General features: G+C 67.0%; 17 protein-coding genes. 13 read left to right on the top strand and 4 right to left on the bottom strand.

Annotation, left to right across the window (positions count from 1 at the left end; all coding sequences use genetic code 11):
• The first annotated feature begins 64 nt into the window (after window positions 1-64).
• The 9 genes from FIV02_RS16725 to FIV02_RS16685 all read left to right on the top strand — a co-directional run bounded on the left by FIV02_RS16725 (window position 65) and on the right by FIV02_RS16685 (window position 10,595).
• Window positions 65-1,027, top strand: coding sequence for a glucokinase (locus FIV02_RS16725; protein WP_152489244.1), 963 nt, complete (start codon window positions 65-67; stop codon window positions 1,025-1,027).
• Window positions 1,028-1,068: 41 nt separating this feature from the next.
• Window positions 1,069-1,803: a response regulator gene (locus tag FIV02_RS16720; RefSeq protein ID WP_037053646.1), complete on the top strand. Its 735-nt coding sequence runs from the start codon at window positions 1,069-1,071 to the stop codon at window positions 1,801-1,803.
• On the top strand, window positions 1,793-3,250 hold the full coding sequence (locus FIV02_RS16715) for an ATP-binding protein (RefSeq protein ID WP_152489243.1): 1,458 nt from the start codon (window positions 1,793-1,795) through the stop codon (window positions 3,248-3,250). The genes FIV02_RS16720 and FIV02_RS16715 overlap by 11 nt, the downstream gene beginning before the upstream one ends.
• 254 nt (window positions 3,251-3,504) lie before the next feature.
• Window positions 3,505-4,749 (top strand): AGE family epimerase/isomerase, encoded by a 1,245-nt coding sequence (locus FIV02_RS16710; protein ID WP_152489242.1) that lies wholly within the window; start codon window positions 3,505-3,507, stop codon window positions 4,747-4,749.
• 104 nt (window positions 4,750-4,853) lie between these two features.
• Window positions 4,854-6,122: an ABC transporter substrate-binding protein gene (locus tag FIV02_RS16705; RefSeq protein ID WP_152489241.1), complete on the top strand. Its 1,269-nt coding sequence runs from the start codon at window positions 4,854-4,856 to the stop codon at window positions 6,120-6,122.
• A gap of 116 nt (window positions 6,123-6,238) precedes the next feature.
• Window positions 6,239-7,147, top strand: a complete 909-nt coding sequence (locus tag FIV02_RS16700) for a carbohydrate ABC transporter permease (protein ID WP_037053654.1) — start codon at window positions 6,239-6,241, stop codon at window positions 7,145-7,147.
• A complete protein-coding gene (locus FIV02_RS16695) occupies window positions 7,140-8,030 on the top strand; it encodes a carbohydrate ABC transporter permease (protein ID WP_244230002.1) in 891 nt (296 codons plus the stop codon). The genes FIV02_RS16700 and FIV02_RS16695 overlap by 8 nt, the downstream gene beginning before the upstream one ends.
• A gap of 24 nt (window positions 8,031-8,054) precedes the next feature.
• Window positions 8,055-9,221: an ABC transporter ATP-binding protein gene (locus FIV02_RS16690; RefSeq protein WP_037053657.1), complete on the top strand. Its 1,167-nt coding sequence runs from the start codon at window positions 8,055-8,057 to the stop codon at window positions 9,219-9,221.
• A 135-nt stretch (window positions 9,222-9,356) separates the two neighbouring features.
• A complete protein-coding gene (locus FIV02_RS16685) occupies window positions 9,357-10,595 on the top strand; it encodes a carbohydrate porin (RefSeq protein ID WP_037053659.1) in 1,239 nt (412 codons plus the stop codon).
• Between the two features lie 469 nt (window positions 10,596-11,064).
• Here FIV02_RS16685 and mapR read toward each other — a convergent pair whose 3' ends face one another.
• Both mapR and ccoG read right to left on the bottom strand, forming a co-directional pair.
• Window positions 11,065-12,477 (bottom strand): GntR family transcriptional regulator MpaR, encoded by a 1,413-nt coding sequence (mapR, locus tag FIV02_RS16680; protein WP_037053662.1) that lies wholly within the window; start codon window positions 12,475-12,477, stop codon window positions 11,065-11,067.
• Window positions 12,478-12,669: 192 nt separating this feature from the next.
• The gene (ccoG, locus tag FIV02_RS16675; protein ID WP_152489240.1) at window positions 12,670-14,073 is read right to left on the bottom strand and encodes a cytochrome c oxidase accessory protein CcoG; all 1,404 of its coding nucleotides are present in this window, start codon (window positions 14,071-14,073) and stop codon (window positions 12,670-12,672) included.
• A gap of 341 nt (window positions 14,074-14,414) precedes the next feature.
• Between ccoG and FIV02_RS16670 the strand changes: the two genes are divergently transcribed.
• From FIV02_RS16670 to FIV02_RS16655, 4 genes are read left to right on the top strand one after another with little or no spacing between them, the layout of a single operon-like run.
• The gene (locus FIV02_RS16670) at window positions 14,415-16,082 is read left to right on the top strand and encodes a nitrite/sulfite reductase (RefSeq protein ID WP_152489239.1); all 1,668 of its coding nucleotides are present in this window, start codon (window positions 14,415-14,417) and stop codon (window positions 16,080-16,082) included.
• Window positions 16,079-16,606, top strand: coding sequence for a DUF934 domain-containing protein (locus FIV02_RS16665; protein ID WP_152489238.1), 528 nt, complete (start codon window positions 16,079-16,081; stop codon window positions 16,604-16,606). The genes FIV02_RS16670 and FIV02_RS16665 overlap by 4 nt, the downstream gene beginning before the upstream one ends.
• On the top strand, window positions 16,603-16,956 hold the full coding sequence (locus FIV02_RS16660) for a CidA/LrgA family protein (RefSeq protein ID WP_037053670.1): 354 nt from the start codon (window positions 16,603-16,605) through the stop codon (window positions 16,954-16,956). The genes FIV02_RS16665 and FIV02_RS16660 overlap by 4 nt, the downstream gene beginning before the upstream one ends.
• Window positions 16,953-17,636 (top strand): LrgB family protein, encoded by a 684-nt coding sequence (locus tag FIV02_RS16655; RefSeq protein WP_037053672.1) that lies wholly within the window; start codon window positions 16,953-16,955, stop codon window positions 17,634-17,636. Before FIV02_RS16660 ends, FIV02_RS16655 begins: the two co-directional genes overlap by 4 nt.
• Before the next feature lie 42 nt (window positions 17,637-17,678).
• On the opposite strand, the gene FIV02_RS16650 is transcribed toward FIV02_RS16655, so the two are convergent.
• Entirely contained in the window at window positions 17,679-18,404 is a 726-nt protein-coding gene (locus FIV02_RS16650; protein ID WP_152489237.1) for a serine protease, read from the bottom strand.
• A 135-nt stretch (window positions 18,405-18,539) separates the two neighbouring features.
• The gene (gene plsB, locus FIV02_RS16645) at window positions 18,540-21,023 is read right to left on the bottom strand and encodes a glycerol-3-phosphate 1-O-acyltransferase PlsB (protein WP_152489236.1); all 2,484 of its coding nucleotides are present in this window, start codon (window positions 21,021-21,023) and stop codon (window positions 18,540-18,542) included.
• Window positions 21,024-21,229 lie beyond the last annotated feature (206 nt).

Here is a 21,229-nt window from a genome sequence, read left to right as displayed (position 1 = left end):
GCATGCCCCCTCGTGCCCCTGAGGTAGCCCTTCTGTGCAGCGCCCTGTTGCGGGAGTTGCGCCCGTGAAGCTGGCGCTGGTCGGTGATATCGGCGGCACCAATGCACGCTTTGCCCTGTGGCGTGACGAGCAACTGCAGGCGGTGCAGGTCCTGGCCACCGCCGATTTTCCCGGGCCCGAACAGGCCATTGCCGCCTACCTGCATGCCCAGGGCCTGCCCCTGGGCGCCGTGGATGCCGTGTGCCTGGCCTGTGCCGGGCCGGTCAGCGGTGATCTGTTCCGCTTCACCAACAATCACTGGCGCATCGAGCGAGCCGCGTTCTGCGCGGCGCTGCAGATCGAGCACCTGCTGATGATCAACGATTTCTCCGCCATGGCCCTGGGCATGACCCGCCTGCGTGACGGCGAGCGCCTGCAGGTCTGCCCTGGCGAAGCCCAGGCCGGACGTCCGGCGCTGGTGATCGGCGCTGGCACCGGGCTTGGCGTCGGCACCCTGCTGGGGCTGGAGGACGGTCGCTGGCTGGTGTTGCCGGGGGAGGGCGGCCATGTCGACCTGCCCGTCGGCAGCCCGCGCGAGGCCGAGCTGTGGCAGGTCCTGCACCAGCAACTGGGCCACGTGCGCGCCGAGGACGTGCTCAGCGGCAACGGCCTGCTGGCGCTGTACCGGGCGATCTGCACGCTGGACGGGCAGCCGCAGGTGCATTCGACGCCTGCCGCGATCAGCGCCGCCGGCCTGGCGGGCGAGCCGCTCGCCGGCCAGGTACTGGAGCAGTTCAGCCGCTGGCTGGGACGGGTTGCCGGCAACAACGTGCTGACCCTTGGCGCGCGTGGCGGCGTGTACATCGTCGGCGGCGTCGTGCCGCGTTTCGCCGAGCGTTTTCTCGCCAGTGGATTTGCCAAGAGTTTCAGCGACAAGGGCTGCATGAGCCATTACCTTGACGGCATTCCGGTGTGGCTGGTGACGGCCGAGTACCCGGGGCTGACCGGTGCCGGCGTGGCCTTGCAGCAGGCGTACGGCGCCGACTAGTGCGGCGCGTGGCGGCATGAATACAACAAGGAGGGTGGACCATGAGCCAGCCCGGCAAGTCGATACTGCTGGTCGACGACGACCAGGAAATTCGCGAACTGCTCGAAACCTACCTGAGCCGTGTCGGCTTCGCGGTGCGCGCCGTGCCCGACGGCAGCGCATTCCGCCAGAGCCTGTGCGCGCAGCCGGCCGACCTGGTCATCTTCGACGTGATGCTGCCCGACGAGGACGGCTTCAGCCTGTGTCGCTGGGTGCGTGGCCACCAGCGCTTCGCCCAGGTGCCGATCATCATGCTGACCGCCAGCTCCGACGAGGCCGACCGCGTGATCGGCCTCGAACTGGGGGCGGACGACTACCTCGGCAAGCCGTTCAGCCCGCGCGAGCTGCTGGCGCGGATCAAGGCGCTGTTGCGCCGCGCGCAGTTCACCCAGGAGCGCAGCGGCGAGGTGCTGGCATTCGAGGACTGGCGCCTGGACATGGTCAGCCATCGGCTGTTCCACCGCGACGGCGAGGAGGTGATTCTCTCCGGTGCCGATTTCGCCCTGCTCAAGCTGTTCCTCGATCACCCGCAGCAGATTCTCGACCGCGACACCATCGGCAACGCCACCCGTGGCCGTGAGGTGATGCCGCTGGAGCGCATCGTCGACATGGCCGTCAGCCGCCTGCGTCAGCGCCTGCGTGATACCGACAAGCCGCCACGGCTGATCCGCACCGTGCGCGGCAGCGGCTATCAGCTGGCGGCGATGGTCAGCGTGCAGGCCGGCGATGGGCGCTGACTCACGGCGCTGGTTGCCGCTGCCACGCTCGCTGCTGGGGCGCATGCTGCTGCTCACGCTGCTGGCGATACTCGCGGCGCAGACCTTGTCCAGCGTCATCTGGCTGTCGCAGTTGCGCGCCACCCAGCTCGAAGGGCTGGTCACCACGGCCCGCAGCCTGGGCCATTCGATGTCCGCCAGCGTGCGCTACTTCCGCTCGTTGCCGGTCGCCTACCGGCCACTGGTTCTCGACCAGCTGCGCAGCATGGGCGGCACGCGCTTCGTGGTCAGCCTCAACGACCGCCCCTTGCAGATGAAGCTGCTGCCGAACACGCCACGCACGCAGGCGGTGACCGAGGCGGTGACCGCAGTGCTGCACAAGTCCCTGGGTAGCACCGCGGACATCTCGGTGACCTTCGTCAGCCCGGAGGACCTGCGCATCTTCAATGGCGGCCTCAAGCTCGACGAACTGCCGCGCTCCTGGGCGCACTACGCCCTGACCCTGGAACCGGTCAATCCGCCGGTGCTGGTGACCCAGATCCAGCTGGCGCCCGGCGAGTGGCTGTACATCGCCTCGCTGCTGCCCGAACCCTACACCAGCCTGGAAGAACCCATCCTGCCCGCGCAGCAGCTGTGGTTCATCCTGCTGACCAGCGTCTTCCTGCTGCTGTTCATCGGCTTGCTGGTGCACCTGCAGAGTCGTCCGCTCAAGCGCCTGGCCCGCACCGCGCGGCACATGTCGCTGGGCGCGGAGGTGGAGCCGGTGGCCGAAGGCGGTGGGCGCGAGGTGGTGGAAGTGGCCCGTGCGTTCAATGCCATGCGCGAGCGCATCAGCCGTTACCTGACCGAACGCAGCCAGCTGTTCAGCGCCATTTCCCATGACCTGCGCACGCCGATCACGCGCCTGCGCCTGCGTGTCGAACTGCTCGACGACGAGAGCCTGCAGACCAAGTTCGGCCGCGACCTGGACGACCTGGAGCTGCTGGTCAAAGGCGCGCTGCAATGCGTGAAGGACACCGACATTCACGAGAACATCGAACCGGTGGATCTCAACCACCTGCTGCACTGCCTGGTGGAGCCTTACCTGGCGCCGGCGGGCAACGGCAGCGTGACCCTCGATGGCCAGGCCAGCAGCGCCTATCCGGGCAAGCCTCTGGCGCTGCGGCGCTGCATCGGCAACCTGATCGACAATGCCCGCAAGTACGGCAGCAATGCCCACCTGCACATCGAGGACGACGGCGTGGCCTTCGTCCTGCATGTCGATGACGAAGGGCCGGGGGTGCCCGAGCAGCGTCTGGAGCAGGTGTTCGAACCGCACTTCCGTCTGGCCGGCCAGCAGCAGGGCTATGGCCTGGGCCTGGGTATCGCCCGCAACATCGCCCATAGCCATGGCGGCGAAGTGAGCCTGCGCAACCTGCGGGAGGGCGGCCTGCGCGTCACCCTGCGCCTGCCGCGCACGCCGGACTGAATGTCACCGTTCGGTGACAAAGGCAGACCCGTTCGTTACCTGGCGCTGATGGGGCGCTCGTTAGAATCCGCTGCGGGGACGAGTGGCTGCTGGGCGTTTCGCAGCGCGCCTTTCGGGGGGATGGGTGAAGCGGCATCCGGCTGTTCATCGAGCCGGGGCCGCGCGGGCCGAATGCGCCGTCGTCTGTCCTGTCTCGTCGCCGTTGCCGCGCCGCTGTGCGGCGCTCGGCCCCCCATCTGCAGGGAACCAGAACAATGAGCGGAGCCGCATTGAATCCAGACAGCTGGCTGAGCCAGCCCGCCCACCTCACCTGGCTGGCCGACGAAGGCCTGCGCCTGTTGCCGTTCGCGCGGCGGGCGCAGGTCGAGCAGGGCTTCGCCGCACTCGATGCCGAGGGGCGCATCGCCGAAGGGGCGGTGGCCGAACTGATCCACACCACGCGCATGACCCACTGTTTCGCCCTGGCTCACATCCAGGGCCTGCCCGGCTATGCCGCGCTGGTCGACCATGGCCTCGCCGCGTTGCGCGGCGCGCTGTGGGACGAGACGCATGGCGGCTGGTTCAGCGATGCGACGCGCAGCGGCGGCAAGTCCGCGTACCTGCATGCCTTCGTCGCGCTGGCGGCCAGCTCCGCCAGGGTCGCGGGGCGCCCCGCCGCGCAGGCGCTGCTCGATGACGCCATCGGGATCATCGAACGGCACTTCTGGAGCGAAGAGGAGGGCGCACTGCGCGAAAGCTTCAGTGCTGACTGGCGTGACGAGGAGGCCTACCGCGGGGCGAACAGCAACATGCACGCCACCGAGGCCTTTCTCGCCCTGGCCGATGTCAGCGGCGATACGCGCTGGTTGCAGCGTGCGCTGCGCATCGCCGAACGCCTGATCCATCGGCACGCTGCCGCGCGCGGGCACGTGGTGCTCGAGCATTTCGATGCGCAGTGGCAGGCGCTGCCGGAGTACAACGCCGAGCGCCGCGCCGACCCGTTTCGCCCCTACGGCAGTACGCCTGGCCACGCCTTCGAGTGGGCGCGCCTGTTGCTGCATCTGCAGGCGGCGCTGACACAGGCCGGGTGCGCTGCCCCGGACTGGCTGCTGGCCGACGCCCGGAGCCTGTTCGCCCGCGCCTGTGAGCAGGCCTGGCAGGCCGACGGCGCGCCGGGGCTGGTCTACAGCCTCGACTGGAGGCAGCAGCCGGTGGTTCGCGCACGCCTGCACTGGGTGCACGCCGAGGCCGTCGCGGCAGCGGCGGCACTGTTGCAGCGCACCGGCGAGGCACTCTACGAACAGTGGTACCGGCAGTTCTGGGCCTTCATCGACGCGCACTTCATCGACCTGCGCGGTGGCAGCTGGCACCACGAACTCGACAGCGACAACCGGCCGGCTGCCAGCATCTGGCCGGGCAAACCCGACCTCTACCACGCCTACCAGGCGCTGCTGCTGCCGCGTCTGGCGCTGGCTCCGAGCCTGGCCACGGCGCTCGCCGCCGATGTAACGAGGCAGTGACATTCATGCATCCTTTCGTTACCCGAGCCGCCGGCGACCCTGAGTACACTCCCTGACAACGCAAGCACCACGACTTGCCCGATAACAACAAGAAAGGAATTCCGATGAACGCTATTACTCGCATCGCCACTGCCGTCTCTCTCGCGTCCCTGCTCCCTTTCGCCGCCCTGGCCGCCGACTCCAAAGGTACGGTGGAAGTGGTGCACTGGTGGACGTCCGGTGGCGAGGCCGCCGCGGTGAAGGTCCTGCGTGACCTGGTCGAGAAGGATGGTTTCACCTGGAAGGACGGCGCAGTGGCCGGGGGCGCCGGCTCCGCCGCCATGACCGTGCTGAAGACCCGCGTGGTCTCCGGCAACCCGCCGGGTGCGGCGCAGATCAAGGGGCCCGACCTGCAGGAGTGGGGGGCGCTGGACCTGCTCGCGCCGCTGGACGAGGTGGCCAAGGCCAACGACTGGGATGGCCTGCTGTCGAAGACCGTTGCCAACACCATGCAGTACGACGGCCACTACGTCGCGGTGCCGGTGAACATCCACCGGGTCAACTGGCTGTGGATCAACCCGCAGGTGTTCGCCAAGGCCGGCATCGACAAGGCGCCGACCACCCTCGACGAACTCTACGCCGCCGGTGACAAGCTCAAGGCCGCCGGTTTCGTCGCCCTGGCCCACGGTGGCCAGCCCTGGCAGGACAGCACCGTGTTCGAAGGCCTGGTGCTGAGCATCATGGGCGCCGACGGTTTCCACAAGGCGTTCGTCGAGAACGACGAGGCGACCCTGACCAGCCCGCAGATGACCGAGGTGTTCACCGCGCTGAAGAAACTCTCCACCTACATGGACGAGAACCGCGCCGGACGTGACTGGAACCTGGCCACCGCCGAGGTGATCGACGGCAAGGCCGGCATGCAGATCATGGGCGACTGGGCGAAGAGCGAGTGGACCGCCGCCGGCAAGGTGGCGGGCAAGGACTACCAGTGCGTGCCGATGCCTGGCACGGCCGGCAGCTACACCTACAACATCGACTCCATGGCCATGTTCCGGCTCAAGGACGCAGGCGACATCGCCGCCCAGCACGCCCTGGCGCGCATCGCCCTGGAGCCCGAGTTCCAGTACGTGTTCAACCAGAACAAGGGCTCGATCCCGGTGCGTGCCGACCTGGACATGAGCCAGTTCGACAGCTGCGCCCAGGCCTCGATGAAGGATTTCCTCGACGCGGACAAGCACGGCAAGCTGGAGCCGAGCATGGCCCACAGCATGGCCACCAACCTCGCCGTGCAGGGCGCCATCTTCGATGTGGTGACCAACTTCATGAGCGAGAAGGACGCCGACCCGAGCAAGGCCGGCGCGCAGATCTACGCGGCGATCAAGGCCGCCCAGTAGCACCAGCGGGCCGGCACGTCCGGCCCCTCTCCTGAACCCTGCCTCGCACGACCGCGCCCTGGCCTGGTCGGGGCAGCGTTCGGCCCGAATTTCACTGCGCTGACTGGTACTGCCCGATGAGTCTCACCCCGGTAATGACCAAGGCCTCGCCCCTCGACATGCTGCAACGCTGGCTGCCCAAGCTGGTGCTGGCGCCCAGCATGCTGGTGGTGCTGGTCGGTTTCTACGGCTACATCCTCTGGACCCTGGTGTTGTCGTTCAGCAACTCCAGCTTCATGCCCAGCTACAAGTGGGTCGGGCTGCAGCAATACATGCGCCTGATGGACAACGACCGCTGGTGGGTGGCGAGCCAGAACCTGCTGGTGTTCGGTGGCCTGTTCATCGGCATCAGCCTGCTGATCGGCGTGTTCCTCGCGGTGCTGCTGGACCAGCGCATCCGCCGCGAAGGCTTCATCCGCACCATCTACCTGTATCCCATGGCGCTGTCGATGATCGTCACCGGCACCGCCTGGAAGTGGCTGCTCAACCCCGGTCTGGGCCTCGACAAGATGCTGCGTGACTGGGGCTGGGAAGGCTTTCGCCTGGACTGGCTGGTGGATCAGGACCGGGTCATCTACTGCCTGGTGATCGCCGCCGTATGGCAGGCCTCGGGCTTCGTCATGGCGCTGTTCCTGGCCGGCCTGCGCAGCGTCGACCAGTCGATCATCCGCGCTGCCCAGGTGGACGGCGCGGGATTGCCGACCATCTACCTGCGCATCGTCCTGCCGAGCCTGCGCCCGGTGTTCTTCAGCGCGGTGATGATCCTCGCGCACATCGCCATCAAGAGTTTCGACCTGGTGGCGGCGATGACCGCGGGCGGGCCGGGCTACTCCTCCGATCTGCCGGCGATGTTCATGTACTCCTTCACCTTCAGCCGCGGCCAGATGGGCATCGGTTCGGCCAGCGCGATGCTGATGCTGGCCGCGATCCTCTCGCTGCTGGTGCCCTATCTCTATTCCGAACTGCGGGGCAAACGCCATGACTGATGCGAGCGTCGCGCCGCGACCCACCACTAATGACCGCCTGGGGACGAAGCGCCGGACGCGGGCGCTCAGCCCCAGCCGTCTGGCCATCCACGCCACCCTGCTGTTCGCCGCCGCGCTGTACCTGGTGCCGCTGGTGGTGATGCTGCTGACCAGCCTCAAGACGCCCGAGGACATCCGCAGCGGCAACCTGCTGTCCTGGCCCGAGACCCTGACGTTCATCGGCTGGGTCAAGGCCTGGGGCGTGGTCGACGGTTACTTCTGGAATTCGGTGAAGATCGCCGTGCCAGGCGTGCTGATCTCCACCGCGATCGGTGCGCTGAACGGCTACGTGCTGTCGATGTGGCGCTTCCGTGGCTCGCAGCTGTTCTTCGGCCTGCTGCTGTTCGGTTGCTTCCTGCCGTTCCAGACCGTGCTGCTGCCGGCCTCGTTCACCCTCGGCAAGCTGGGCCTGGCCAACACCACCGCGGGCCTGGTGCTGGTCCACGTGGTCTACGGCATCGCCTTCACCACGCTGTTCTTCCGCAACTACTACGTCACCGTGCCCGACGCCCTGGTGCGTGCGGCGCGGCTCGATGGCGCCGGCTTCTTCACCATCTTCGGGCGCATCCTGCTGCCCATGTCGGTGCCGATCATCATGGTCTGCATGATCTGGCAGTTCACCCAGATCTGGAACGACTTCCTCTTCGGCGTGGTGTTCGCCAGCGGTGACGCGCAGCCGATCACCGTGGCCCTCAACAACCTGGTCAACACCAGTACGGGCGCCAAGGAATACAACGTCGACATGGCCGCGGCGATGATCGCCGGGCTGCCGACGCTGCTGGTTTACATCGTGGCCGGAAAGTATTTCCTGCGCGGCCTGACGGCCGGCGCGGTGAAGGGCTGACGCCTCGGCGATTGGAGAAATGAAATGGCTACCCTCGAACTGCGCAACGTCAACAAGTCATACGGCAGCGGTCTGCCGGACACCCTGAGGAACATCGAGCTGTCGATCGACTCCGGTGAGTTCCTGATTCTGGTCGGCCCGTCCGGCTGCGGCAAATCCACCCTGATGAACTGCATCGCCGGGCTGGAGGACATCAGCGGCGGCGCGATCGAGGTCGATGGCGCCGATATCAGCGGCATGAGCCCGAAGGATCGCGACATCGCCATGGTGTTCCAGTCCTACGCGCTGTACCCGACCATGAGCGTGCGCGACAACATCGCCTTCGGCCTGAAGATGCGCAAGCTGGCGCCGGCCGCCATCGACGAGGAGGTGGCCCGGGTGGCCCGGCTGCTGCAGATCGAACATCTGCTGCAGCGCAAGCCCGGCCAGCTTTCCGGCGGCCAGCAGCAGCGCGTGGCCATGGGCCGGGCGCTGGCGCGGCGGCCGAAGATCTACCTGTTCGACGAGCCGCTGTCGAACCTCGACGCCAAGCTGCGCGTGGAGATGCGCACCGAAATCAAGCTGATGCACCAGCGCCTGAAGACCACCACGGTGTACGTCACCCATGACCAGATCGAGGCCATGACCCTGGGTGACAAGGTGGCGGTGATGAAGGACGGCATCATCCAGCAGTTCGGCACGCCGCAGCAGATCTACAACGACCCGGCCAACCTGTTCGTCGCCAGCTTCATCGGCTCGCCGCCGATGAACTTCATCCCTGTGCGCCTGCAACGTCGCGATGGCCAGTGCTGGGCCGCACTCGACTCGGCGCTCGGGGTCGCCGGCCAGGCGCGCTGCGAACTGCCGCTGGGGGATCTGGCGCAGGGTCTGGAGAACCGCGACCTGATCCTCGGCATTCGCCCCGAGCAGATCCAGCTGGCTGCTGACGGCGCCGCCGAGGCACCCAGCATCTGCGCCGAGGTGGAGGTGACCGAGCCCACCGGGCCGGACACCCTGGTGTTCGTCAACCTCAACCAGACCAAGGTCTGCTGCCGTCTCGCGCCGGACCAGGTGCCGCAGGTCGGCGCCAGCCTGGCGCTGCGCTTCGAGCCGAGCCGGGTGCTGCTGTTCGACGCGCAGAGCGGCGAGCGCCTGCTGGCAAAGAAGCGCCAGGCCGGTGACGGCAAGGTCGCGCAATTGAAGAGAGGTTGATCGTCCAGCCCGGACGCAATCCGGGGCTGCCCAGCCGCCCGGGAGTGCATCCGGGCCACGCTGCAGCAGGGCAACGAAACCGCCGCTGCGGCGGTAATCCGCAGCATCGCTCAATAACAACAATCAGGAGCAACGATGAAGACCACACAGCAACGCCTCACCTGTTCACTCGGCGTCCCCTGCGTGCTGGCGCTGGCCATGACCACGCCGCAGGTGCAGGCCGTCGAATTCAGCGGTTACGTGCGCAGCGGCATCGGTGGCGCGGATACCGGCGGCACCCAGCAATGCTTCCAGCTGCCGGGGGCGCAATCGAAGTACCGCCTGGGCAACGAGTGCGAGCAGTACGCCGAGCTGGACCTGCGCCAGGACCTGCTGCGACTCGATGATGGTTCGGTGATCAGCGTCGAGGGCATGGCGCAGCTCTACAACCAGTACGGGCACACGCCCAAGTTCACCGGTGACTACGGCTTCGCGCGGATGAATCAGATGTACGCGGAATGGAGCAACATGCCGGCCCTCAATGGCGGTTCGCTGTGGGCCGGGCGACGTTTCTACAAGCGTAACGACATCCACATCTCCGACTTCTACTACTGGAACCAGAGCGCCACCGGCTTCGGTATCGACGAGATGGTCATCGGTGATCTCAAGTACAGCTACGTGTTCTCGCGCAAGGACAACTACGATCAGGAGCCCTACATCAACCGCCACGACTTCAACGTCGGTGGTTTCAAGGTCAATCCGGGTGGCGAGCTGGAAGTCGGCGTCAGCTACATCGACAAGCCGGACAGCACCGACGGCCACAGCGGCTGGGCGGTGACCGCGCAGCACAAGCAGCAGGACGTCCTCGGCGGCGTCAACACCTTCGCCCTGCAGTACGGGCGTGGGCCGGGCACCGGCCTGGGATACACCGGCGACCCGACCCTGGACAACAGCAGTAGCAGCTGGCGGCTGGTGGAGTTCTTCGACTTCCAGGTGACCCCGCGTCTCGGTGGCCAGGTGCAGCTGGTGTATCAGAAGGACAAGCGCCCGGATGGCGCGGACCAGAACTGGCTGTCCGTCGGTGGCCGCACCAGCTATGCCTTCACCGAGCAGTTCAAGCTGGTGGGCGAGCTCGGCCGCGATCAGGTCGAGGCTCCCGGTGGTACGCGCAAACTGACCAAATTCACCATCGCGCCGACCTGGTCGCCGGCCGGCCCGGGCTTCTGGCAGCGTCCGGAAATTCGCCTGTACTACACCTACGCCAGCTGGAACAAGGCGGCGCAACGGGCCGCCAACCTGCTGGCCGACGGCTCGGCTCTGTCCGAGAACGGCGCCTTCGGCAGCGCCCGCAACGGTTCCAACTTCGGGGTGCAGGTGGAGTACTGGTGGAAGTAGGGCCTGCCCCCTGGTTGCCTGCTCGGTGGATGAAAAGAGCGTCATCCACCCTACGGGGTATGGATGGGGCCGGACGGCGAGGCGTAGGGTGGATCGCGCTTCACCGATCCACCGTGGTTGCCTGCTTGGTGGATGAAAAGAGCGTCATCCACCCTACGGGTACGGATGGGTGGATGGCGAGGCGTAGGGTGGATCGCGCTTCATCGATCCACCGTGGCTGCCTGTGTGGTGGATGAAAAAGGCGTCATCCACCCTACGGGCATGGATGGCTGGATGGCGAGGCGTAGGGTGGATCGCGCTTCACCGATCCACCGTGGTGGCCTGGGTGGTGGATGAAAAAGACGTCATCCACCCTACGGCATGGGTGGGTGGCGAGGCGTAGGGTGGATCGCGCTTCATCGATCCACCGTGGTTGCCTGCTCGGTGGATGAAAAGAGCGTCATCCACCCTACGGGGCACGTGCGCGGCGTCAGAGCAGTCCCGCCACCAGGCGTCCGAGCACTTCCATGGCCTGCTCGCTGCGTGCGTTCCAGGCATGGCCGTAGTTGAGTCGTGCGCAGTGGCGGAAGCCCTGGCTGGCGGAGAAGATCGGTCCCGGTGCCAGGCTGATGCCCTGGGCCAGGGCCAGGCGCAGCAGCTGCAGCGAATCCAGCCGTTCGGGAAACTCGAACCAGAGGAAGTAGCCACCGGCCGGGCGGGTGACCCGTGTGCTGGCGGGAAAGTGCCGGGCGGCCGAGGCGAGCATCGCGCTCTGCTGCATCTCCAGGGCATGGCGCAGCTTGCGCAGGTGGCGGTCGTAACCACCGTGCTGCAGGTAGTCGGCCAGCGCCGCCTGGGCCGGCACCGAGGGCGAGATGGTGGTCATCAGCTTGAGCCGGGCGATCTGTTCGGCATAGCGCCCGCCGGCGACCCAGCCGATGCGGTAACCCGGCGCCAGGCTCTTGGAGAAGGAGCTGCAGTGCATCACCAGGCCTTCGCGGTCGAAGCTCTTCACCGGCTTGGGCGGGTGGCTGCCGAAATACAGCTCGGCGTACACATCGTCCTCGATCAGCGGCACCTGATGCTTGACCAGCAGTTCGTACAGCGCCTGCTTCTTGGCTTCGCTCATGCTGGCGCCGAGCGGGTTCTGCAGGCTGCTCATGAACCAGCAGGCCTTGATCGGCAACTGCTCCAGGCTCTGTTCGAGGGCGCTCAGGTCGATGCCCTCGCGCGGGTGCACGGGAATCTCCACGGCCTTGAGCTGCAGCCGTTCCAGCACCTGCAGGCAGGCGTAGAAGGTCGGCGATTCGATGGCCACCAGATCGCCGGGCTGGGTCACGCACTGCAGGCAGAGGTTGAGCGCCTCCATGGCGCCGTTGCCGATCACCAGCTCCTCCATCGGCAGCATCACGCCGCTGACCATGTAGCGCAGGGCGATCTGCCGGCGCAGGTCGGCGTTGCCGGCGGTCATGTCGGCGATGATCTCGTGCGGCGAGAGCATGCGCAGGGCATGCGCCATGCTCTTGGCCAGGCGCGGCAGGGGGAACAGGTCGGGGCTGGGGAAGGCCGAGCCGAAGGGCACGGTGTGCGGGTCCTTCAGCGAGGCCAGCACGGAGAACACCAACTCGCTGACGTCCACGTCGGTGGTGTGGGCCGCGTGGCTGGTCAGCTCGGGTTCGTGCAGGGGGCGCTTGGCGTGTTCGCGAACGAAGTAGCCGGAGCGCGCCCGCGCCTGGATCAGGCCGCGATCCTCCAGCAGGTAGTAGGCCTGGAACACAGTCGAGGGGCTGACCCCGTAGGTCCGGCTGGCGTGGCGCACCGAGGGCACCTTCTCGCCGGGGCCTAGCACGCCGGTGCGGATCAGTTCGGCGATCTCGTCGGCGAATTTTTCGTAGCGCTTCATCCTGTCCTGGTTCACCGCAGCAAAGGGTATGGGCGAACACTTTACGGGGTGAGCGGCAGACATGGCAGTGCCTCGTGAATCGGTGAAGAGGGGGCGCGGGTGCGAGCGTGCTGTCGCCAGGCGTGCCTGCACCCTCTCCCCGTGGGGAGAGAGGGGCGCTCCGGTTGAGCAGACAGCACGCCGTGCCAGGCCTCAACGCAGCGGCGCGAGGAAGGTGCTCTGGGTGCTGACGCGACTGTCCGGGTTGGCCTGGTCGCGGACCTCGAACTCCAGGGTGCGTGTGCTGGCAGCGTTTTCGGAGGAGGTGAGTGCCACGTTCAGCGGCAGGTCACGAATTTCCCCCGGCGCCAGGTTCAGCGTGCGCGGGCCGTGCAGTTCGAAGTCGCCGGGTTCGACCAGGGCGATGGCATAGCTGCGTGGTTGCTGGGTCTTGTTGATGATCTTCAGGCTGTAGATGTTCTCGATCTGGCCCAGGGCGTTCTCGCGGAACAGCCCCCGGTCGCGGGTCACGTCCAGGGAGATCAGCGGCCGCTCGTTCAGCGCCCAGACGAAGGCGCCGATCATCACCGCCAGCATCGCCGCGTAGCCGACCAGGCGCGGGCGCAGCCAGTGGGTCTTGCCGCCGGCCAGTTCGTGTTCGGAGCTGTAGCGCACCAGGCCACGGGCATAGCCGAGCTTGTCCATCACGCTGTCGCAGGCGTCGATGCAGGCGCCGCAGCCGATGCATTCCAGCTGCAGGCCATCGCGGATGTCGATGCCGGTGGGGCAGACCTGCACGCACATCGTGCAGTCGATGCAATCGCCCAGGCCTTCGGCCTTGTAGTCGGCGTCCTTGCGGCGCGGGCCGCGGTTCTCGCCACGGGCGGCGTCGTAGGAGATGACCAGCGTATCGCTGTCGAACATCACGCTCTGGAAGCGCGAGTAGGGGCACATGTCGCGGCACACCTTCTCGCGCAGCCAGCCGGCGTTGATGTAGGTGGCGGCGGTGAAGAACAGCACCCAGAACGCGGTGGTGGCGCCGACCTGCAGCGTCGCCAGCTCCAGGGTCAGCGTGCGGATCGGCGTGAAGTAGCCGATGAAGGCCAGTGCGGTGGCCAGGCTTACTGCCAGCCACAGGGCATGCTTGGCGCCACGGCGTGCCAGCTTCTGCAGCGACCAGGGCGCGGCGTCGAGCTTGATGCGCTGGCCGCGATCGCCCTCGGTGATCTGTTCCACGCGCATGAAGATCCAGGTCCACACGCTCTGCGGGCAGGCGTAGCCGCACCAGACGCGGCCGGCCAGCACGGTGATGAAGAACAGGCCGAAGGCGGCGATGATCAGGATGGCCGAGAGGAGGATGAAATCCTGCGGCCAGAAGGTCGCGCCGAAGATGTGGAACTGGCGGTTGTCCAGGTCCCAGAGCACGGCCTGGCGGCCGTTCCAGTTGATCCAGGCGGTACCGAAGAACAGCAGGAACAGCAGCCCGGCACCGAGCAGGCGCAGGTTGCGGTAGCGCCCGCTGAAACTGCGGGTGTGAATCGGGCCGCCGGCCTGGGCCGGGGTCAGGCGGATGGGTTTGGCGGTGTCGAGGTTCCGCGCGGGAATCAGGTCGGTCATGTGCGTTGCCCTCATCAGGCGTTTATCAGGCTGGCGCCATGATCCGAGCGGGGCTGTTCGCAAAACAGGCTCAGGTTTTCGTTAAAAAAGCAGATCAGATGCGCCCGGTCGGCGCCCCGGAAACGCCTTCGGCTGGCTGCAGGTCGCGTCGATCAAGGCGTCCAGCGTTGCAGTCAGGCGCCCAGCGGCGTGCCCCCTGCGACATCGCGCCGCGCTGATCAGAGCCGGTTGCCGGTCGCTCCCCGGTCCGTCTGATCCGGTTTTTTTAGGCTTTTCTGGCGCTGTTTTCGGTGCACGGCCGGCAGGCATAGTCGACACCCCGTGATCAGGAGGCAGCCGGCATGTACCAATACGACGACTACGACCGCGCGCTGGTGCGCGAGCGCGTCGCCCAGTTCCGCGACCAGATTCAGCGGCGCCTGAGTGGCGAGCTGAGCGAGGAGGAGTTCCTGCCGCTGCGCCTGCAGAATGGCCTGTACCTGCAGAAGCATGCCTACATGCTGCGCGTGGCGATTCCCTACGGCACCCTGTCGGCACGGCAGATGCGCGCCCTGGCGCATATCGCCCGCGAGTACGACCGGGGCTACGGGCACTTCACCACGCGGCAGAACATCCAGTTCAACTGGATCGAGCTGGAGCGCGTGGCGGACATCCTCGACTGGCTGGCCGAGCACGACATGCACGCCATCCAGACCTCCGGCAACTGCGTGCGCAATATCACCACCGAGGCCTTCGCCGGAGTCGCTGCCGACGAGTACCTCGACCCGCGCCCGCTGGCCGAAATCCTGCGCCAGTGGTCGACGGTCAACCCGGAATTCCTGTTCCTGCCGCGCAAGTTCAAGATCGCCCTGTGCGCTGCCGAGGAGGATCGCGCGGCGGTGCAGGTGCATGACATCGGCCTGCAGCTCTACCGCGACGAGGCCGGCGAGCTGCGCCTGCGCGTGCTGGTCGGCGGTGGCCTGGGGCGTACGCCGATCATCGCCCAGGTGCTGCGCGAGGGCCTGGCCTGGCGTGACCTGCTGTCCTACGTCGAGGCCATCCTGCGCGTGTACAACCGCCATGGCCGGCGCGACAACAAGTACAAGGCGCGCATCAAGATCCTGGTCAAGGCGCTGGGCATCGAGGCGTTCGCCGCCGAGGTGGAGCGCGAATGGCAGATGATCAAGGATGGCCCGGCGCAGCTCACCGACGATGAGTACCAGCGCGTTGCGGCCTCCTTCCGCAAGCCGGCCTACGTGCCGCTGGATGCCATCGATCTCGACTTCGGCACCCACCTGGCACACGACGAGGCCTTCGCCCGCTGGGTCTCGCGCAATGTCATGGCGCATCAGGTTCCCGGCTACGTCAGCGTGCTGCTGTCGACCAAACCCGGCATCAGCGCACCGCCCGGCGATGTCAGCGCCGAGCAGATGGAGGCCCTGGCCGACTGGAGCGAACGCTACGGTTTCGGCGAGATTCGCGTCGCCCATGAGCAGAACCTGGTGCTGCCCGACGTGCGCAAGACCGACCTCCACGCGCTGTGGACGCAGGCCCAGGCGGCCGGCCTGGGGACCGCCAACGCCGGCCTGCTCACCGACATCATCGCCTGTCCGGGGGGCGACTTCTGCGCGCTGGCCAACGCCAAGTCGATTCCCGTTGCACAGGCCATCCAGCAGCGCTTCGATGACCTCGACTACCTGCATGACCTGGGCGAGATCAGCCTGAACATCTCCGGCTGCATGAACGCCTGCGGTCACCACCATATCGGCAACATCGGCATCCTCGGCGTCGACAAGAACGGCAGCGAGTGGTACCAGCTCACCCTCGGCGGCAGCCAGGGCCGGCAGGCGGCGCTGGGCAAGGTGATCGGCCCGTCCTTCGCCGCCGAACAGGTGCCCGAGGTGATCGAGCGCATCGTGCGCACCTACGTGGACTACCGCGAGGTCAACGAAGGCTTTCTCGACACCTTCCAGCGCATCGGCCTGGAGCCCTTCAAGGAGCGCGTGTACAGCCGGGAGGTGGCGGCATGAACAACCTGATCCGCCTGGTCGAGGGCCAGGCCCGTATCGTCGATGACGATCCCTGGCAGCTGCACGACGGCGACGACGCCCCGTCGGCGCCGCTGATCCTGCCGCTGGCGGCCTGGCGCGCACGGCAGCCTGCGGCGGTGCTGGAGGGCAGGGCGATGAGCGCCGATGGCCTGTTGCTGCAGGTGGATGACGAGCCGGAAGCGCTGCAGCCGTTGCTCGCCAGCCTGACGCTGATCGCCATCGACTTTCCCAGCTTCCGCGATGGCCGTGGCTACAGCCAGGCCTACCTGTTGCGCACGCGCCTGGGCTGGCGTGGGGAGCTGCGGGCCGTGGGCGACGTGCTGCGCGATCAGTTGGCGCACATGCGCCAGTGTGGCTTCGATGCCTTCGCCGTGCGTGCCGACAAGTCGCTGGCCGATGCACTCAAGGGCCTCGACGGGCTCAGTGTGTTGTATGGTCGCTCGGTCATTGAACCGCGCCCGCTGTTCCGTCGCGGGCGCCATAAGGAGGAATCGAGATCATGATGGTGCGTGGCCTGTTCTGGCTGGTCCTGCTGCAACTGTTTGGCGTGGCCCTCAACCACTGGCTGTTGCCGATGCTGCCGGCGTCCATCATCGGCCTGCTGCTGCTCTCGGTCTGGCTGATGTGGCGCGGCGCCGTGCCCGAGCCCCTGCAACAGGCCGCCGGCGGCCTGCTGCCCTACCTGCCGTTGCTGCTCGCGGTACCGGCCTCGGGGATCATGACCAGCACTGACTTGCTGCTCGGCGAGCTGCCGGTGATCGCCACGGCGCTGGTGCTGTCGCTGCTGGTCACGGTGCCATTCTGCGGCTGGTTGCTGCAGACGCTGATTCGCCGCCAGGAGCGCAAGGGATGACGCTGCTGACTCACCACCCGCTGTTTGCCATCGCCCTGACGCTCGCCGCTTTCCTGATCGCTGCCTGGCTGTATCGCCGCAGTGGCTGGCTGGTGTTGCAGCCGGTACTGGTCTCGGTGACGCTGATCGTCACCACCCTGCTGCTCTGTGGGGTGGACTACGCGACCTACCGCGCCGGTGCGGAGCCGGTGGCCTGGCTGCTCGGTCCGGCCACCGTGGCGCTGGCGGTCCCCCTGCAACACAACATCAAGCGTATCCGCCAGCTGTTCTGGCCGATCATGATCACCCTGTTCGCCGGGGGCGTGCTCTCGGTCAGCCTGACCCTGGCCATCGGCTGGGCCCTGGGCGCCGACTGGAGCGTGGTGATGAGCCTGGCGCCGAAGTCGGTGACCATGCCGATCGCCATGCCGGTGGCCGAGCAGATCGGCGGGGTCGCGTCGCTGGCCGCGGTCATGGTGATGCTCACCGGGGTGATCGGCACGGCGCTGGGGCCGTTGCTGTTGCGCTGGGCCGGTGTCGATCATCCGGCGGCGCGCGGCCTGAGCTATGGCATCAACGCCCACGCCATCGGCACCGCCCATGCCTTGCAGGAGGGCGAGGAGTGCGGCGCGTTCGCCGCCCTGGGCATGAGCCTGCTGGGTATCGGCACCGCGTTGCTCCTGCCGCTGCTGCTGGCCTGAGGCCGCCGCGCTGCAGCGAAGCGCTCGCGGCTGAAGCCGCTCCTACGGGACGGGTGATTCGGTCAGCGTCAACAGGATATCGGCATACCAGGTGCAGTTGAGGCCCAGGGCTTCGTCCTGGTCCTCGTCGCGGTTGCCGAGCAGGCGCGTGGAGTGGATGCCGAGCAGGTGCCAGGGCAGTTCGCTGTCCAGCTCGGCGCGCTTGACCACCGGTGCGCCGCTGATGCCGCGATGGGTGCGGCCATCGGTGAGGAAGTAGCCGAGCCCCTGAAAGCGCAGGCCGAACGAGGAGGCCAGGCCGGCATGCCGGGCGACTGGCATGCGGTGCAGGCTGTCCTGGAAGCCGAGCGGGAAGCCCACCACCAGCAGCGTCGAGCCGATTTCGACATCTTCGTCAGGCTGCAGCAGGTGTTGCGGGGTGAAGGCGTGGTAGGCGCCGTCATGGGGAAGGGCTGCCTGATCCAGTTCGATCACCGCCACATCGATCTCGCCGGCGCTGTCCATGCCTTGCCGCCACAGATGCTGCTCGCCGTCATACAACGGGATGGAGAAACTGACGGTGCTGGCCAGATTGCTGGCGTCGGTATGCAGTTCGATCTGCAGGCTGTCGGGTTGATGGCCACTGGGTTCGTCGAGCACGACGTGGCGGCTGGTGACGAGAAACAGCCGCTGCTCGCGGCGGAAGAAGAAACCACTGGCGTTGGTCAGTATCTGCCCGGCCGCCAGGGTGGTGATGCGTGCAGCGCTCAACATCAGGGAGTCGATCATGGCCGGGCCTCCTGCCGGTGTGTGGCTTGACGACTGACTGCCAGACGCCTGCCAGGTTCGCCTTGGTTCACGCCTGGCGCATCGAGCCATGCGGGTGGATGGGGAAAACGACATCCACCCGGTGCGGCAGCGGCGTCAGACGCTGGCCGGCTCGTCTTCGTTGCGGTCCAGCGCCACCTGGCGGATCGACAGGCGAATCTCGGCCGGCAGCACGCGCTTGGCGGCGCCTTCGGCCAGCTCGCTGAGCAGCGGGTGGTGGCTGAGCTTGCCGGCCTCGTCCTGGCGCAGCACGCCCTGGTCCAGCAGGCTCTGGATGAAGTGGCGGAACAGGCTCTTGTCGAAGAACTCCGGCGCATTCAGGCCGTGCAGGATCGACAGGCGCTGGGCCATCACCGTGCACAGGTCTTCCAGCTCCTCGGCGCTGATCGCGTTCTGCCCGGCATTGAGCAGCAGGGCGATGGCCATGTAGAAGCGTTGCAGGGTCTGCGCCACCGAGCGCGACAGCAGCGTCAGCAGGACGAACTGGCGGGAGCTGGGTGCCGGACGCACGTAGACGTCGCCCTCGACCTTGAGCAGGCCCTGCTCGACGAACGCGGCCAGCCACTGGTCGACCACGCCTTCCAGTTCGCTCTGCTCCCAGCGGATGAACAGTTCGGACTGCAGGTAGGGATAGAGTGCGCCGGTGAAGCGCAGGATCTGCTCGCGGCTGATGCGTGCGCTGCTCTGGAAGAAGCTCGCCAGCAGTGCCGGCAGGGCGAAGATGTGCAGCACGTTGTTGCGGTAGTAGGTCATCAGGACGGCGTTCTGCTCGTCCAGGTAGAGAATCTTGCCCAGGGCGTCCTTTTGCTCGGCCAGCAGGTCCATGCCCTTGGCGTGCTCGATCAGCGCCGCGCCGTCGCCTTCCGGCAGGGTGGTGTGGGGCGAGTAGGGCACGGCCCGCAGCAGCGCCAGGTACAGGTCGAGCACGCGCGCCAGGGCGCGGTCGTCCAGCGCCAGCTTGCTGGTGGAGAGCAGTGCCAGGGCGACGAGGTTGACCGGGTTGATCGCCGCCGCCTCGTTGAGGTGGCGCGCCACGTGTTCGCCCAGGCGGTTGGTGGTTTCGTTGAGCCAGCTCGGCCGGTATTGCGGGCCCAGCTCCTGCTGGCGCCAGCCGGGTTGCTGCTGGTCGAGGAATTCGCCGAGCTTGATCGGCTCGCCGAAGTTGACCGACACCTGGCCGAAGCGCTGCTTGAGCGCGCCGAGCACCTTGAACAGGTCGAAGATCGATTCCTTCTTCTTGCTCGCGCCGCGCAGCTCGCCCAGGTAGGTGCGGCCTTCGAGCACGCGCTCGTAGCCGATGTACACCGGCACGAAGACGATGGGCAGGCGATGCGAACGGAGGAAACTGCGCAGGGTGATGGCCAGCATGCCGGTCTTCGGTCGCAGCATGCGCCCGGTACGCGAACGGCCGCCCTCGACGAAGTACTCCACCGGGAAGCCCTTGCTGAACAGGGTGTGCAGGTACTCGTTGAACACTGCGGTGTACAGCGGGTTGCCCTTGAAGGTGCGGCGCATGAAGAAGGCGCCGCCACGGCGCAGCAGGCCGCCGATCACCGGCATGTTGAGGTTGATGCCGGCTGCGATGTGCGGCGGCGTCAGGCCGTTGCGGAACAGCAGGTAGGAGAGCAGCAGGTAGTCGATGTGGCTGCGGTGGCAGGGCACGTAGATCACCTCGTGGCCCTGGGCGATGTCACGCACGCCCTCGATGTTGTGCACCTTGATGCCGTCGTAGATCTTGTTCCAGAACCAGGACAGCACCAGCTCGAGGAAGCGGATCACCGTATAGGTGTAGTCCGAGGCGATCTCGTTGCCGTAGCGCAGCGCCTGGGCTTCTGCCTTTTCCAGGCTGATCTTCTCGCGCTCGGCCTCGTCGACGATGGCCTGGCGTACCAGCGGGTCGTGGACCAGGCCCTTGACCAGGTTGCGCCGGTGCGACACGTCCGGGCCGATCACGGCGGCCTTCTGGTTGCGGAAGTGCACGCGCAGGATGCGGTGCACCATGCGCAGGGTGCGCTCCTGGCCCTTGTCCTGCTCGACCAGTTCGCGCAGGTGGATCGGCGTGGAGAACTGCACGCGGGTCTTGCGCCCGAGGATCAGGATGCTGACCAGGCGGCGCAGGCGGCCGGTAACGGCCCAGCTGTCGGCAAACAGCAGTTTCCAGGCGCTGGTCTCGCGATCCGGCGACTGTCCCCAGAACACGCTGACCGGGACGATCTGCGCGTCATCCACGGCATGCTGGCCGAGGGCGCTGACGACGCGATCCAGGGTGGGCGAAATCCCGCGTTTGTCCTGGCGGCCGAACCAGTCCGGCTCCGGGGTCAGGTAGAAGAACGCCGCTGGCTCGACATGTTCCCCGACGGCCACCGGCAGCACCGGGCGCGGCAGGCCGGCCTTGGTGCACTCGCGGTCGACCACGGCCAGGTCGCTCACCGAGGGCTGCTGCAGCACGTAGAACACCGGCTTGCTGCGATCGAGCTTGAGGGTGAAGGCGGACTGGTTGATGGTTTCCGAGCGTACCCAGAGGTACAGCAGGCGGCGCAGCGCGCTGAAGGCCATGCGGCGGAAGGGAGAACGGGTCATACGGACTCTTGAGCAGATAAACGAGCGGATGCTCGGGAAGGGCGCTAGTGTGCCGCAAGCCTGCCTGGCGGGCAAAAAACTTCCGGGACCAGCCGCTGGCGCCGCAGCCTGACGGGGTTGCCACGGTCGACAGGGCTGGCACCACGTGGGTGTCCGTGCAGTCAGCCTGGCCAGCATGCCGCCGGCACATGACGGAAAAACGGTCG

This window comes from Pseudomonas sp. THAF187a (assembly GCF_009363395.1).
Classification (GTDB): domain Bacteria; phylum Pseudomonadota; class Gammaproteobacteria; order Pseudomonadales; family Pseudomonadaceae; genus Aquipseudomonas; species Aquipseudomonas khazarica.
Note: the sequence above shows the minus strand (reverse complement) of the source record. Positions and strands in the feature narration are given on the sequence as shown.

What these genes read in the sequence shown, in the direction of transcription:
- FIV02_RS16720 (WP_037053646.1), top strand. Translation starts at nt 1,069, where the DNA reads ATGAGCCAGCCCGGCAAGTCGATACTGCTGGTCGACGACGACCAGGAA.
- FIV02_RS16715 (WP_152489243.1), top strand. Translation starts at nt 1,793, where the DNA reads ATGGGCGCTGACTCACGGCGCTGGTTGCCGCTGCCACGCTCGCTGCTG.
- FIV02_RS16710 (WP_152489242.1), top strand. Translation starts at nt 3,505, where the DNA reads ATGAGCGGAGCCGCATTGAATCCAGACAGCTGGCTGAGCCAGCCCGCC.
- FIV02_RS16705 (WP_152489241.1), top strand. Translation starts at nt 4,854, where the DNA reads ATGAACGCTATTACTCGCATCGCCACTGCCGTCTCTCTCGCGTCCCTG.
- FIV02_RS16700 (WP_037053654.1), top strand. Translation starts at nt 6,239, where the DNA reads ATGAGTCTCACCCCGGTAATGACCAAGGCCTCGCCCCTCGACATGCTG.
- FIV02_RS16695 (WP_244230002.1), top strand. Translation starts at nt 7,140, where the DNA reads ATGACTGATGCGAGCGTCGCGCCGCGACCCACCACTAATGACCGCCTG.
- FIV02_RS16690 (WP_037053657.1), top strand. Translation starts at nt 8,055, where the DNA reads ATGGCTACCCTCGAACTGCGCAACGTCAACAAGTCATACGGCAGCGGT.
- FIV02_RS16685 (WP_037053659.1), top strand. Translation starts at nt 9,357, where the DNA reads ATGAAGACCACACAGCAACGCCTCACCTGTTCACTCGGCGTCCCCTGC.
- mapR (WP_037053662.1), bottom strand. Translation starts at nt 12,477, where the DNA reads ATGAAGCGCTACGAAAAATTCGCCGACGAGATCGCCGAACTGATCCGC.
- ccoG (WP_152489240.1), bottom strand. Translation starts at nt 14,073, where the DNA reads ATGACCGACCTGATTCCCGCGCGGAACCTCGACACCGCCAAACCCATC.
- FIV02_RS16670 (WP_152489239.1), top strand. Translation starts at nt 14,415, where the DNA reads ATGTACCAATACGACGACTACGACCGCGCGCTGGTGCGCGAGCGCGTC.
- FIV02_RS16665 (WP_152489238.1), top strand. Translation starts at nt 16,079, where the DNA reads ATGAACAACCTGATCCGCCTGGTCGAGGGCCAGGCCCGTATCGTCGAT.
- FIV02_RS16660 (WP_037053670.1), top strand. Translation starts at nt 16,603, where the DNA reads ATGATGGTGCGTGGCCTGTTCTGGCTGGTCCTGCTGCAACTGTTTGGC.
- FIV02_RS16655 (WP_037053672.1), top strand. Translation starts at nt 16,953, where the DNA reads ATGACGCTGCTGACTCACCACCCGCTGTTTGCCATCGCCCTGACGCTC.
- FIV02_RS16650 (WP_152489237.1), bottom strand. Translation starts at nt 18,404, where the DNA reads ATGATCGACTCCCTGATGTTGAGCGCTGCACGCATCACCACCCTGGCG.
- plsB (WP_152489236.1), bottom strand. Translation starts at nt 21,023, where the DNA reads ATGACCCGTTCTCCCTTCCGCCGCATGGCCTTCAGCGCGCTGCGCCGC.